We start from the raw sequence: 13,006 nt of genomic DNA on the forward strand, positions 1-13,006 counted from the left end.
AAGGTCATCTTATAAAATTACCGCCGCTCAATGGCTTAGCGCAAGCGCAGGACGGAGGTATAAGTTAACGCTATGAGGGCCAGGTGTACGCGCTGCGCTACAGTGGTCAAAAAAGGAGCTTACCTATGTACACCATCGCCCCCACCACGCTTGCCCACCCCGACTTGACGGCCCTGATTGCCCAACTGGATGCCTACCAGGAGTCCCTTTATCCAGCCGAAAGCAACCATCTGGTGGATTTGAGCCAGCTGGCGGCGGAGTCGGTGATCGTGCTGCTAATCCGCGACGCGCAACAGCAGGCGGTCGGCTGCGGGGCGATTGTGCTGGATAAGCAGGGCTTTGGTGAAATGAAGCGGGTCTATATCGATCCTACCCATCGTGGACAGATGCTGGGGGAGAGGCTGCTGGAAGCGCTGGAAAGCGAAGCTCTGCGCCGGGACTGCCATACCGTGCGTCTGGAGACCGGGATCCATCAGCACGCGGCGGTAAAACTCTATACCCGCAGCGGATATCAAACCCGCTGCGCCTTTGCGCCCTATAAGCCCGACCCGCTGAGCCTGTTTATGGAGAAACTGCTCGTTGCCGATCTTCGTTCAGCAGCGCTATAAACGCCTCCAGCTGGCGGTTTTTGGCGCCGCGGCGCCACACCAGCCAGGTGGTTAACCAGCGCCACTCTTCGGCCAGCGGCCAGGCGGAAACCTGTTGGTGCCCAGGCATGCTTTCGAGCATGCTGCGCGGGATCAGCGCCAGCCCGGCTCCGGCAATCACGCAGGCCAGCATGCCGTGATAGGACTCCATTTCGTGGATCCGTCCCGGCGTTGCGCGGTCGGCATGGAACCAGCTTTCGAAATGGCGGCGGTAGGAGCAGTTGGCGCGAAAGGCGTACACCTCGCTGCCGTTGACTTCGCTGGCCCTTGTGACCGGCGCATGGCCAACCGGCGCGACGATCATCATCTCTTCCGGGAACACCGGCAAGCCCTCAAGACCGGGATGCACCAGCGGCCCGTCAACGAATGCCGCACTTAAGGTGCCCTCCAGCACGCCGTCAATCATGGTACCGGACGGGCCGGTCGAGAGCGCCAGATGGATTTTGGGATAGCGCTGGTTATACAGTGCCAGCGTCGACGGAATACGCACCGCCGCGGTGCTCTCCAGCGAGCCCAGCGAAAACAGGCCCTGGGGCTCATCTCCGGCGACCACCATCCGCGCTTCATCAACCAGCGCGAGGATCTGCTGGCTATAGCGTAAAAAACTATGCCCGGCGGGCGACAGGCGCAGGCGCTGGTTCTCACGAATAAACAACTCAACGCCAAGGTCAGCTTCCAGCTGACGAATGCGGGTCGTCAGGTTAGAGGGAACCCGGTGCACCTTCTGCGCGGCCTGGGTAATGCTGCCGGTGCTGGCGACGGCGTTAAACATCTCAAGCTGGGTCAGGTCCATAGCGTTCTTCTTTTGTGAATGGGTTACTTAATATTATTCATTTTCAATGAAAGGAAGGGTACGCCAGAATGAGGTCAATTCGCAATCAACAGAGAGAGCAATACGATGACTTTATCGACAACGCACGCGGTTTCCATCAACCCGACCACGGGAGAAATGGTGTCGTCTCTTCCCTGGGCGACTGAACAACAAGTGGATTCGGCGATTGCGCTGGCTGAGCAGGGCTATCGCCAATGGCGCACCGTCAGTGTCGCCGAGCGTGCCGATGCACTCCGTCGTGTCGGCAGCGCGCTGCGTGCCCGCGCCGAAGAGATGGCGCAGATGATCAGCCTTGAAATGGGCAAACCGATCGCCCAGGCCCGTGGCGAAGTGACTAAATCCGCCAACCTCTGCGACTGGTACGCAGAGCATGGCCCGGCGATGCTGGCGACCGAAGCCACCGCGGTGGAAAATAACAATGCGGTGATTGAATACCGTCCACTGGGGGCGATCCTCGCAATTATGCCGTGGAACTTCCCGCTGTGGCAGGTATTGCGCGGGGCGGTACCGATCCTGCTGGCGGGTAACAGCTACCTGCTGAAACACGCGCCGAATGTGATGGGCAGCGCGGCGCTGATTGGCGAGATCTTTGACGCGGCGGGACTGCCGGATGGCGTCTTCGGTTGGGTGAATGCCACCAACGACGGCGTGTCGCAGGCGATTAACGACTCACGTATTGCCGCGGTGACCCTGACCGGGAGCATGCGTGCCGGTAAGGCTATCGGCGCCCAGGCCGGTGCTGCGTTGAAGAAATGCGTCCTTGAACTGGGCGGTTCCGATCCGTTTATCGTCCTCAATGATGCTGACCTTGATGAAGCGGTTAAAGCGGCGGTGATTGGTCGCTATCAAAATAGCGGGCAGGTGTGTGCCGCTTCGAAGCGCTTTATCGTTGAAGCCGGTATTGCCGAGGCCTTTACCAGCCGCTTTGTCGCCGCCGTCGACGCCCTGAAGATGGGGGACCCGCGTGATGAAGCCAACTACATCGGGCCAATGGCGCGCTTCGATCTGCGTGATGAGCTGCATCAGCAGGTGACCGCGACCCTGGCGGAAGGGGCAACCTTGCTGCTTGGGGCCGAGAAAATGGCCGGGGCGGGCAACTACTATGCGCCAACGGTGCTGGGCAACGTCACACCAGAAATGACCGGATTCCGCCAGGAGCTGTTTGGCCCGGTAGCCACCATCAGCGTGGCGCGCGATGCCGATCACGCGCTGGCCCTGGCCAACGATAGTGAATTTGGCCTGTCGGCCACCGTCTATACCACCAGCGTCGATGAAGCGCAGCGTTTTTCCCGCGAGCTGGAGTGCGGCGGCGTCTTTATTAACGGTTACAGCGCCAGCGATGCCCGCGTCGCGTTTGGTGGCGTGAAAAAGAGTGGCTTTGGTCGCGAACTGTCCCATTTCGGCCTGCATGAGTTCTGTAATGTGCAAACCGTATGGAAAGACCGCCGCTAACCGACGTCCCGCCTGACGACCGTCGCCGCACTCTGCTATACTCCCAGCCCGAATTTGACGGCGGGCAAGGAGCCGGGTGTGGCGACGGTCATCAATAATGCAATGCTGGAGACCATTCTGGCAGAAATCAGGCCGCTGATTGGCCGCGGAAAGGTGGCGGATTACATTCCGGCGCTGGCCAGCGTAAGCGGTAATAAACTCGGGGTGGCAATTTGTACGGTAGACGGTCAGCACTATGCTGCCGGCGATGCCCACGAGCGTTTTTCCATTCAATCTATCTCCAAAGTGCTGAGTCTGGTGGTGGCGATGAACCACTATCCGGAAGAAGAAATCTGGCAACGGGTGGGGAAAGATCCATCCGGGCAACCATTCAACTCGCTGTTACAGCTGGAAATTGAGCAGGGCAAACCGCGCAATCCCTTTATTAATGCCGGGGCGCTGGTGGTCTGCGATATGCTGCAAAGCCGACTGAGCGCGCCGCGCCAGAGAATGCTGGAGATTGTGCGTCGCCTGAGCGGCGTCAGTGATATTGCCTACGACCCGGTGGTCGCACGTTCAGAGTTTGACCACTCGGCGCGCAATGCTGCGATTGCCTGGCTGATGAAATCGTTTGGTAATTTCCATAACGATGTCGCCACGGTGCTGCACAACTATTTTCATTACTGCTCGCTGGAAATGAGCTGCGTCGAGCTGGCGCGAACCTTTCTGTTTCTCGCGGATCGCGGTGTCGCGCCACATCTCGATGCGCCGGTGATTGCCCCGATCCAGTCGCGGCAGGTGAACGCTTTGATGATGACCAGCGGCATGTACCAGAACGCCGGCGAGTTTGCCTGGCGCGTCGGCCTGCCGGCAAAATCAGGCGTCGGCGGGGGGATTGTGGCGATCGTGCCGCAGGAGATGGCGATAGCGGTGTGGAGCCCGGAGCTCGATGAGGCCGGTAACTCGCTGGCGGGAACGGCGGTGCTGGAGAAACTCACTCAACAGCTGGGGCGATCGGTATTCTGATGCGCTCAATCGATATGCTTTTTACTCGTCTGCAGGGTTCCGCTTTTCGCTCGCGCTTTCGGCTTGGCATCAAAGAGCGGCAATATTGCCTGGATAAAGGGGCGGAGGTAATAGACCAGCATGCGGCGGACTTTATCGCTCATCGCCTGGCCCCGGCTTATATTGCCAATGATGGTAAACAGACCCCAATGCGCGGCCATCCGGTGTTTATTGCCCAGCATGCCACCGCCACCTGCTGTCGTGGCTGTCTGGCCAAATGGCACGCCATTCCTGCCGGGCGCGAGCTCAGTGCCGACGAGCAGCGCTATGTGGTGCAGGTTATCCATCACTGGTTAGTGATACAGATGAATTCCCCACAGCGTTAGTCACAACCTACACCATAAGTTGTGATGTTCATTTATCAGGCATGTATATGCCTGATAAATATTCTCATGCTATGATAATCCGCTAACTAATTATTAACATAATAATTGCCTGAAACAATTAGACGGATAATTACTGAATGTCTTCACTGTCGATTCGGTCATTCACTGCGTTTCGTGAGGAACAGCCCGTGCGTGATGCACTGGTGTTATTCACAATCACTTTATTGCTCCACTTTCTCGGCGCGATGCTGCGTCTGGTACAGGAACTCTCTTTCTTCTGGCCGCTGAATGCCGTGCTGGCAGGGATCTTCGCGCGTTATGTCTGGCTAAATCGTAGCTACTTTTACGCCGTCTGTTTTGGGGCGATGCTGGTTTACGATGGCTTAACCTCGCGTTGGGGAATGGGCTATGCCTCGCTGCTGATTAACTTCTCGAATATTGTCTTTATTGTCACCCTGGCGCAGCTGGTGTTGTGGGATAAACGCCGCACCGATTCGATGCCCGGGCCGATAAATGTCCTCAATCTGTTCTGCTACTGTCTGCTGGCGGCGCTGCTCAGCGCGGCCGTTGGGGCGCTGGGCTCCGTGGATGTGGAACGAGAGACCTTTATTTCGCTGTTGGCGGACTGGTTTAGCGAACAGTTCTCTACCGCGGTGCTGATCCTGCCGTTTATCCTGACGGTGTCGATCCCCTCCGGAGTGAGCGGTTTCCGCTGGAATCAGTTGCTGCCGGTTATCGTGCTGGTGCTATCGGTTATTCTTGGGGTCGTCGTGGGGGGCGCCGGAAGCATCACCTTCCCGCTGCCGGCTCTGATCTGGTGTGCTATTCGCTATCCGCTGCCGCTGACCTGTCTGCTGACTTTTCTGACCGGCATCGGGGAGATCCTGCTGGTGGCTAACGCCCTGATTCACCTTTCTCCTGATACCCACCTGCAGCCGTGGCAGCTGTTTTCAACCCGTCTCGGGATTGCGGCGATGTTGATTAGTCCGGTGATTGTGGCGTCCAGCGTGGAGGCGATCAACAACCTGGTCAAACAGCTGGCGCTGCGGGCCGATTTTGATTTCCAGACCCGGGTGTATTCGCGTTCGGGATTAAGCGAGTCGCTGAAGCGCCAGCCGCTGTCCGAAGCGCAAGTGTTAACGGTGATGGTGCTCGACATCGATGGCTTCAAGCGAGTCAATGACCAGTGGGGCCATGAGTGCGGCGATTGCGTGCTGGCGCAGCTGGCCCAGCGGGTGCGGGAGCTGGCCGGCGAACAGGGAATGGTGGCGCGTATCGGTGGGGAAGAATTTGCGGTGGCCAGCCTGGGCGCGACGCCGCAGGCCGGGCTGCAGCTGGCGGAGAAAATTCGACAGGGCGTCGAGGCGCAAACCTTTGTCTGGGGGCAACAGCAGATCAAGCTGACCATCAGCATGGGCCTTGAGTGTCGCCCGATTGGTTCCGGGCGGATCACCGAACTCTTTAATCAGCTGCTGATGGTGGCCGACGATTATCTTATTAGCGCCAAAAAAGCAGGGTGCAATCGTATTTTCACGCCGACGCTGGCGGAGAATGGGCAATAAGAAAATGCGATGATAAAGCCGCTTGTGTTAAATATTAGTTAAAATCATAGTGATGTGGTTAATTTCAGGGAGCGACCCATGACCACATCCTTTTCTTTCCGTACCCTTTCGCACGACGATATTCTCGCCAATCTTTCCCGACTCAGCGATATTCTGGCCGACAGCGTCAATGGCGGCGCGTCGGTGAGCTTTATGCTGCCGTTCGACCCGCAGACGGCCGAGGCGTTCTGGAGCCGCACTGCACGCAGCGTCGACGCTGGCGAACGACTGGTGCTGGTGGCTGAACAGGCCGGGCTGATTGTCGGAACGGTACAGCTGATTACCGATCAACCAGAGAACCAACCGCACCGCGCCGACGTAGCCAAACTTTTGGTTCACCAAAATGCCCGCCGTCAGGGGGTAGCAAATGCGCTGATGGCATATCTGGAGCAGGAGGCGCGCCAGCAGGGCAAATCGGTGCTGGTACTCGATACCGCCACAGGCAGCGGTGCAGAACGCTTCTACGTCCAGTGTGGCTGGGAAAAAGCCGGGGAAATTCCGCGCTATGCCTTGATGCCAGACGGAAAGTTGACCGCCACCTCACTGTTCTATAAGTTCCTGCAATAACAGAGGCAGGTTTGATCAAAACACGGTTTTATTCTTAGAAAAGCTGATAAGTTATTACACCAATTACTCAGGTTGTATGACTACTCTAAGAGGGAACCTATTGTGAAAACATTAAATCGTCGTGATTTCCCCGGCGCGCAGTACCCTGAACGTATCATTCAGTTTGGCGAAGGTAACTTCCTTCGCGCCTTTGTCGACTGGCAGCTGGATCTGCTGAATGAACATACCGACCTGAATGCCGGGGTGGTCATCGTGCGTCCGATTGAGAGTGCGTTCCCGCCTTCACTCAGCACTCAGGACGGGCTGTACACCACCATTATTCGCGGGCTGAACGAGCAGGGCGAAGCGGTCAGCGACGCGCGCCTGATTCGTTCGGTCAACCGGGAGATCAGCGTCTACACGGATTACGACGAGTTCCTGCGTCTGGCCCATAATCCGGACATGCGCTTTGTGTTTTCTAATACCACCGAAGCCGGTATCAGCTACCACGCGGGCGATCGTTTCGACGATGCGCCGGCGGTGAGCTATCCGGCGAAGCTGACTCGTCTGCTGTATGAACGCTACAGCCACTTTGCGGGCGCGGCGGATAAAGGCTGGATCATCATTCCTTGCGAACTGATTGACTACAACGGGGAAGCGCTGCGTGAACTGGTGCTGCGCTATGCTCACGAGTGGGCGCTGCCGTCAGCCTTTATCACCTGGTTACAAGATGCGAATGCCTTCTGCTCTACGCTGGTGGACCGCATTGTGACTGGCTACCCGCGCGATGAAGCCGAAGCGATTGAAGCCCAACTGGGCTATAAAGACGGTTTCCTGGCGACCGCCGAACACTTCTACCTGTTTGTTATTCAGGGGCCGAAGTCGCTGGCAGCCGAGCTGCGTCTCGATAAACTCCCACTTAACGTCCTGATTGTTGACGATATCAAGCCGTACAAAGAGCGCAAGGTGGCGATCCTCAACGGCGCGCACACCGCGCTGGTACCGGTGGCCTTCCAGGCCGGTCTGGATACCGTGGGTGAAGCCATGAATGACCAGCAGATCTGCGCTTTCGTCGAGAAGGCCATTTATGAAGAGATCATTCCGGTGCTGGATCTGCCGCGTGACGAGCTGGAGTCGTTTGCCAGCGCCGTGACCGGGCGTTTCCGCAACCCGTACATTAAGCATCAGCTGCTGTCTATCGCCCTCAACGGCATGACCAAATACCGCACGCGTATTCTGCCGCAGCTGCTGGCAGGGCAGGCAAAATCGGGCAAACTCCCGGCCCGTCTGACGTTCGCGCTGGCGGCACTGATTGCGTTTTATCGGGGAGAGCGCGATGGCGAAAGCTATCCGGTGCAGGACGATGCCGAATGGATGACCCGTTTCCAGACCCTCTGGGCGCAGCATCGTGATGCGCAGCTCTGCACCAGTGAACTGGTCAAAGCCGTGCTGTCGGTGACCTCTCATTGGGAGCAGGACCTGACGCAGATCCCGGGTATGGTAGAGCAGGTGAGCCTGGACCTGGACGCTATTCTGCTGCGTGGCATGCGTGAAGCCGTCAAACCGCTGTGCTGATACTTATGATGTCGTGATGTGATGAGAACCCGGCCATATTGCTGCCGGGTTTTTTATCATCTGATAGTAGTTACAACATACTTATTTATTTTATGAATACCTGGCCCGAGCAGGTCTGAGATATCGAAAAATGTTCGCTTAGCAGGGCTGCCTGGCAACGTCCAGATAAAGCCGAATAGCGGCAAATCGTGCCCTCGGTGCTTGAACTAATTTTCTGACCGGAAAATAATGGCTTATCGTACATTCCGGGTGGGCTTACATCGCGCACGTTCGTGCAGACATCGCCTGATGGATGAAACGCCAAAGAGGATAGCCCATGGCTGTAGAGATTCGTGATATTCATCAACATGATAAATCACAGTGGTTGCTGCTGTGGGAAGGTTACACCGGTTTTTACGGCAGTCCGCAACCTGCGGAAGTGACCGAATTTACCTGGCAACGTCTGCTCGATGACGCCTCGCCGGTGGTGGGTCGTGTCGCGGTAGTGGACGATCGCGTGGTGGGTTTTGCGATCTGCGTTTTGCATGAGGGCACATGGGTGAAAACCCCGATATGCTATCTGGAAGATCTGTTTGTTGAACCGCAGATGCGCGGCCGGGGCATCGCCAGGCAGCTCCTGCAGGCCCTGCACGCCGAGGGCAAAGCTCAGGGCTGGTCGCGCCTGTACTGGCATACCCGCAGCGATAATCCCGCCCGCCGGTTGTATGACGAGTTTACTCCCGCCGATGATTACGTACGTTATCGCGTGACGCTGTAACGTTTATAAGCAGTAGGATGTGGTTTCACTCAGCCTGTCTGACCGCTGAAAACGACTCAGGAGAAGGAAAAATGGAAAAACGTATTGAGACCGCCATTAACCTGATTGTGTTTCTGTCACTGCTGGCCACCGCGTGGGATCTCTCACTGGTGCATCATCTTTCCTGGTAAACCTGCCATTCGGCGCCATCCCGGCGCCGTTGTTACGTTCTTTTGTCAGACGCTGTGCTTGCGGGCCACGATAAACAGGCGCGGGAATAACAGCAGCACCCTGGCGTTACACTGTAACGGATAGTGCTGTTGCAGCAACGTCAGATAACGCTGGAGAAAGGCTTCTCGTTGTTCGGCATCCAGCGCTTGCAGATACGGGCGTAATCCGGTCGATTGCAGCCAGTCGATTATCGCCTGGTGAGATGCCAGAGGGTGATAATAGGTGGTGCGCCATATATCAACCTCGCAGCCGCTGCGGGTCAGAATATCGTAGTAGGCCTGAGCCGACGGCAGCGGATGGCGTCCGCTCTCTGCAAACCCCAGCTCCTGTGCCGTCTGACGCATCAGCGTATGGGACGGTTCCTGCCAGTTATCCGGCATCTGCACCGCCAGCAGGCCATGCGGTGCAAGCTGGCTGACCAACTGCGGGAACAGCGTTTCATGGTCAGTCAACCACTGCAGTGACGCGTTGGCATAGATAAGGTCGGCCGGACGTTCAGGTTGATACTCGCGAATATCGGCGGTGACAAAGCGGCAGGACGGCAGGGCCTGCGCCGCTTCTTCCAGCATCGCCGGTGAGTTATCGACCCCTACAATGGTGGCTTCTGGCCAGGCATGATGCAGCAAGGCGGTGCTGTTCCCCGGTCCACAGCCTAAATCAACGGCAAACGTCACCGGCTGGTCTGCAATGCGGGCCACTAATTCTGCCGCAGGGCGAGTACGTTCGGCACCAAACTTCAGATATAACGAGGGATTCCAGTCTGCCATGCATATCTCCGGATACAATTAAGCTCGTTCATCAGCATAGTGGGTAATGCTCGAAGGTAAAACACATCATCCCGCTGACGGCGAGAGAAGCCGGAGAGCCCGGCTTTGACGGGGATTATTCGCTGTCTTTAAGGGTTTCGGCCCGTTTTGCCGTGGCGTAGACAAAATCCAGCATCGGCTCCAGGTCAGTGTCATAACCGGCCTGAATGATTTTTCCGCGCAGCCACTCGATTTCGCTGGTGATATCCGGGTGGAAAATGTTGTTGTCCTGGGCTTTACGTAACCACTTCAGCAGAAAGTTATTCTTCCCCCTGACGCCACCTGATTTTTTTGATTTTCCATGTATTTTCAGCGCGACCAGAATGCAGTAGTAGAAATGAACACGCTGATTAAAACTTTGATGCATTTGCGTATTTCCCGCCAGACTCAGGGACTCACTGTACAGGCCAGTGATTCGGATTGGGCTACGTAGCGGGCCTGGATCGTTGTCCTGCGATCTCTGTTATTTCACCCGTTACGCCAGTACATCTGTTACCAGATGTGACAGGGATGTTGGCACGGATGCAGAATCCCCGTCAATGAGTGATTATTTTTTTGCCTGTACAGTGCCTCGGCGGTGACCAAATCACGTACTTTATGCAGGGTCTAAACTGGCACGTTGTTGTCGGTAAACGCGAAAAATCAGAATAAATGCCAGCACCACGACCGCTGCGGCCAGAAGATAAATGGTATCCAGCGCGTAATACCCGGCTACCCATCCGGCCAGCGGCCCGGTCAGCCCCAGCGCCAAATCGAGAAAGGCCGAATAGGTGCCCAGCGCGGTGCCCTGGTTTTGCTCTTCAACCTGGCGTACCGCTTCAACCCCCAGCGCCGGAAACACCAGCGAAAAGCCGGAGCCGGTCAACAGGGCGCCGAAGCCGGCAATCCATGCGGAAGGGGCCAGCCAGATGATCACCAGCCCAACACACTCCACGGCAAAACAGACCAGCGAGACGCGCACGCCGCCATAACGGGTGATCATATTGCCGGCGACCAGCCGAATGCAGATAAACCCGACGCTGAATAGCGACAGCGTAAAGGCCGCACCTTGCCACTGATGGGCAGAAAAGTAGAGCGTAATAAAGGTCGCGATAACCCCGAATCCGACCGTGCCCAGCGCCAGGCCCAGGCCGTAGGGCCAGATTTTACGGACCACCACATGGAACGGCGCACGCACGCCCGCCGTCACGCTGACATCCTGGCGTGTACGGGCAAAGAGCAGGCCAACAAACGCTACCGCTACCACAACCACCGCAAAGCCGCTGATGCCAAAATAGCTGTTCAGCAGTACGCCCAGCGGCGCACCTACCGCCATCGCGACATAGGTTGCCACGCCGTTCCACGAGATAACGCGCGCGGTATGGATAGCCCCAACGGTTTTAATTCCCCACAGCGTTGCTCCGGTGGCGGTAAAGCTTTCGCCGACGCCGAGAAACACGCGGCCAATCAGCAATGCGCCAATCGCCAGCAGAGGCGTCGACTGCAACCCTACGGCAATCAGCGTAAACAGCCCGCTCAGCAGGCAGCAGACGATCCCGAAGCTGACCACTTTTTTGGGGCCCCAGATATCCGTATAGCGCCCGGCGTGCGGACGACTGAACAGGGTTGAAATGTACTGCAGGCTGATGACCACCCCGGCAATAAGCGTGCTGTAGCCCAGTTGATAGTGGATATAGCCGGGCAGCACGGCGAGGGGAAGTCCGATCGACAGATAGCAGATGCAGGTGAAGACGACGATCGAAATGATGCGCAGATTAAGCTGAGTATTACTGACTGAAGAGGTCATAACGCCATGGCAGTGAAAACAAACGGGCGCTCAGCATAGCGCAGTCCCACCCGCCGGGACGAGTAAAGGATGCGTTTTCAGCCGAACCCACCAAAATTCGCATTGCGACAAGACGAATCTGTGCAAGTCCGGGTTTTCACTGTATATATTTTCTCTCTGCCTCATCGGCTTGCTCATTATCCAGGAGGGAATATGACTGAAGATTTAGCACATAGCGAAGTGCTGTTTGTGGCGGGGTTTGGCCCCATTACGCAGAACACCGCTGACAGCCACTCGTTTTATTGCTCGGCGCTGGGGCTTCCCCTGAAGCCGATGCCCGGCAATCCCGACTACCTGCTGACTGATAAGGATGCGCTGCCTGGGGTGAAACATTTTGCCCTCTGGCCGCTGGCCCAGGCGGCGACGTCCTGCTTTGGTCAGGAACAGTGGCCCGCCGAAGTCGCGGTACCCCAGGCGTGGATTGAGTTCGAAGTGCGCGACATTGCGCTCGCCACCGATCAGCTACTCGCTAAAGGTTATCAACTGCTGATAGCCAATCGGGTAGAGCCATGGGGACAGACGGTTACGCGGCTGCTCAGCCCGGAAGGGCTGCTGACCGGCCTGACGATCACGCCCTGGCTGCGCGGGGCGGTATCATGAATGCTCTCCGGTTTACCACCGACAGTTAACGAGTAAAAGACAATGTCAAGAGTTGCTGACGCAGGCCGTTTTCCATAGAATCATCGCTTTCGGAGAATAGAGTAGATGTCCGTCGCCGATGCCCTTCTGGCTTATTCCTTAGCCGCCTTGCTGTTGACCCTTACCCCTGGCCTTGATACCGCGCTGATTCTTCGCACCTCCAGCGTTGAAGGCGGTAAGAAAGCGTTTCAGGCCGCACTGGGTATTGATACCGGTTGTTTTATCTGGGGCGCGATTGTCGCGTTTGGACTGGGGGCGCTCCTCGCCGCCTCTGAGATGGCCTATAACCTGCTGAAGTGGTGCGGTGCGGCCTACCTGTGTTGGTTAGGGATCCAGCTTTTGCTTCGCCCGCGCCAGAGCTTTGATACTCAGCCCGGCACGTCGGCGACAACCAGCAACTGGTTTGTCAAAGGGATGCTCGGCAATGTGCTGAACCCCAAAATGGGGGTCTTCTACGTCTCCTTTTTGCCGCAGTTTATACCGAGCGGCCATTCGCCAGTGATCTGGACTTTCCTGCTGGTCGCGATCCATGTGCTGATAGGCACGTTGTGGTCATTAACCCTGATTCTGGCGACGCGCTACGCTTCCGGTGTGTTAAAAAAACCACCCGTTGTTCGCTGGATGGATCGCGTCACCGGCGGGGTGTTTATGCTCTTTGCCGCCCGTCTGGCATTAAGCAGCCGCTGATCGGGTTACCTTGCCGCCATATTTCGCCCTGCAACGAAGTGTTTTTGTGGGGCTCCGCT

General features: G+C 57.0%; 14 protein-coding genes. 10 read left to right on the forward strand and 4 right to left on the reverse strand.

The window, feature by feature from the left end; all coding sequences use genetic code 11:
• Positions 1-125 precede the first annotated feature (125 nt).
• Positions 126-608 carry a GNAT family N-acetyltransferase gene (locus tag ACMYSN_RS01910; RefSeq protein WP_462496785.1) on the forward strand — a complete coding sequence of 161 codons (483 nt, stop codon included), beginning with the start codon at positions 126-128 and terminating at the stop codon, positions 606-608.
• On the opposite strand, the gene ptrR is transcribed toward ACMYSN_RS01910, so the two are convergent.
• Complete coding sequence (gene ptrR / locus ACMYSN_RS01915; RefSeq protein ID WP_123754402.1) at positions 562-1,440, reverse strand: putrescine utilization regulator PtrR; 879 nt, start codon at positions 1,438-1,440, stop codon at positions 562-564. The two genes, ACMYSN_RS01910 and ptrR, sit on opposite strands and share 47 nt — an antisense overlap.
• Positions 1,441-1,545: 105 nt before the next feature.
• Here ptrR and sad point away from each other — a divergent pair, with 105 nt between their 5' ends.
• The 7 genes from sad (at position 1,546) to ACMYSN_RS01950 (ending at position 8,780) form a co-directional block, all read left to right on the forward strand.
• Positions 1,546-2,931, forward strand: coding sequence for a succinate-semialdehyde dehydrogenase (sad, locus tag ACMYSN_RS01920; protein WP_462496786.1), 1,386 nt, complete (start codon positions 1,546-1,548; stop codon positions 2,929-2,931).
• 78 nt (positions 2,932-3,009) lie between these two features.
• Positions 3,010-3,936: a glutaminase gene (glsB, locus tag ACMYSN_RS01925; RefSeq protein ID WP_462496787.1), complete on the forward strand. Its 927-nt coding sequence runs from the start codon at positions 3,010-3,012 to the stop codon at positions 3,934-3,936.
• Positions 3,936-4,301 carry a DUF4186 domain-containing protein gene (locus ACMYSN_RS01930; RefSeq protein WP_462496788.1) on the forward strand — a complete coding sequence of 122 codons (366 nt, stop codon included), beginning with the start codon at positions 3,936-3,938 and terminating at the stop codon, positions 4,299-4,301. The genes glsB and ACMYSN_RS01930 overlap by 1 nt, the downstream gene beginning before the upstream one ends.
• A 137-nt stretch (positions 4,302-4,438) precedes the next feature.
• Positions 4,439-5,863: a GGDEF domain-containing protein gene (locus ACMYSN_RS01935; protein ID WP_462496789.1), complete on the forward strand. Its 1,425-nt coding sequence runs from the start codon at positions 4,439-4,441 to the stop codon at positions 5,861-5,863.
• Positions 5,864-5,941: 78 nt separating this feature from the next.
• Positions 5,942-6,469: a GNAT family N-acetyltransferase gene (locus ACMYSN_RS01940; protein WP_462496790.1), complete on the forward strand. Its 528-nt coding sequence runs from the start codon at positions 5,942-5,944 to the stop codon at positions 6,467-6,469.
• 102 nt (positions 6,470-6,571) lie between these two features.
• Complete coding sequence (locus tag ACMYSN_RS01945) at positions 6,572-8,023, forward strand: tagaturonate reductase (RefSeq protein WP_462496791.1); 1,452 nt, start codon at positions 6,572-6,574, stop codon at positions 8,021-8,023.
• A gap of 316 nt (positions 8,024-8,339) precedes the next feature.
• Positions 8,340-8,780, forward strand: coding sequence for a GNAT family N-acetyltransferase (locus ACMYSN_RS01950; protein ID WP_462496792.1), 441 nt, complete (start codon positions 8,340-8,342; stop codon positions 8,778-8,780).
• Between the two features lie 215 nt (positions 8,781-8,995).
• Here ACMYSN_RS01950 and tam read toward each other — a convergent pair whose 3' ends face one another.
• The 3 genes from tam to ACMYSN_RS01965 form a co-directional block, all read right to left on the reverse strand.
• Positions 8,996-9,757: a trans-aconitate 2-methyltransferase gene (gene tam, locus ACMYSN_RS01955; RefSeq protein WP_462496793.1), complete on the reverse strand. Its 762-nt coding sequence runs from the start codon at positions 9,755-9,757 to the stop codon at positions 8,996-8,998.
• Positions 9,758-9,872: 115 nt separating this feature from the next.
• Positions 9,873-10,163: a hypothetical protein gene (locus ACMYSN_RS01960; protein WP_123754392.1), complete on the reverse strand. Its 291-nt coding sequence runs from the start codon at positions 10,161-10,163 to the stop codon at positions 9,873-9,875.
• A 228-nt stretch (positions 10,164-10,391) separates the two neighbouring features.
• On the reverse strand, positions 10,392-11,582 hold the full coding sequence (locus ACMYSN_RS01965; RefSeq protein ID WP_462496794.1) for an MFS transporter: 1,191 nt from the start codon (positions 11,580-11,582) through the stop codon (positions 10,392-10,394).
• 192 nt (positions 11,583-11,774) lie between these two features.
• On the opposite strand from ACMYSN_RS01965, the gene ACMYSN_RS01970 reads away from it, so the two are divergent.
• Positions 11,775-12,221: a VOC family protein gene (locus ACMYSN_RS01970; protein ID WP_462496795.1), complete on the forward strand. Its 447-nt coding sequence runs from the start codon at positions 11,775-11,777 to the stop codon at positions 12,219-12,221.
• 105 nt (positions 12,222-12,326) lie between these two features.
• On the forward strand, positions 12,327-12,947 hold the full coding sequence (locus ACMYSN_RS01975) for a LysE family translocator (protein WP_123754389.1): 621 nt from the start codon (positions 12,327-12,329) through the stop codon (positions 12,945-12,947).
• Positions 12,948-13,006: the final 59 nt, after the last annotated feature.

This window comes from Klebsiella sp. R445, from assembly GCF_051131755.1.
Lineage (GTDB): Bacteria > Pseudomonadota > Gammaproteobacteria > Enterobacterales > Enterobacteriaceae > Klebsiella > Klebsiella lignicola.

Bases quoted from the DNA above. Each gene is read 5' to 3' on its own strand.
- sad (WP_462496786.1), top strand. From the start codon at position 1,546: ATGACTTTATCGACAACGCACGCGGTTTCCATCAACCCGACCACGGGA.
- ACMYSN_RS01910 (WP_462496785.1), top strand. From the start codon at position 126: ATGTACACCATCGCCCCCACCACGCTTGCCCACCCCGACTTGACGGCC.
- ACMYSN_RS01935 (WP_462496789.1), top strand. From the start codon at position 4,439: ATGTCTTCACTGTCGATTCGGTCATTCACTGCGTTTCGTGAGGAACAG.
- ACMYSN_RS01950 (WP_462496792.1), top strand. From the start codon at position 8,340: ATGGCTGTAGAGATTCGTGATATTCATCAACATGATAAATCACAGTGG.
- ACMYSN_RS01940 (WP_462496790.1), top strand. From the start codon at position 5,942: ATGACCACATCCTTTTCTTTCCGTACCCTTTCGCACGACGATATTCTC.
- ACMYSN_RS01970 (WP_462496795.1), top strand. From the start codon at position 11,775: ATGACTGAAGATTTAGCACATAGCGAAGTGCTGTTTGTGGCGGGGTTT.
- ACMYSN_RS01965 (WP_462496794.1), bottom strand. From the start codon at position 11,582: ATGACCTCTTCAGTCAGTAATACTCAGCTTAATCTGCGCATCATTTCG.
- tam (WP_462496793.1), bottom strand. From the start codon at position 9,757: ATGGCAGACTGGAATCCCTCGTTATATCTGAAGTTTGGTGCCGAACGT.
- ACMYSN_RS01975 (WP_123754389.1), top strand. From the start codon at position 12,327: ATGTCCGTCGCCGATGCCCTTCTGGCTTATTCCTTAGCCGCCTTGCTG.
- ptrR (WP_123754402.1), bottom strand. From the start codon at position 1,440: ATGGACCTGACCCAGCTTGAGATGTTTAACGCCGTCGCCAGCACCGGC.
- ACMYSN_RS01930 (WP_462496788.1), top strand. From the start codon at position 3,936: ATGCGCTCAATCGATATGCTTTTTACTCGTCTGCAGGGTTCCGCTTTT.
- ACMYSN_RS01960 (WP_123754392.1), bottom strand. From the start codon at position 10,163: ATGCATCAAAGTTTTAATCAGCGTGTTCATTTCTACTACTGCATTCTG.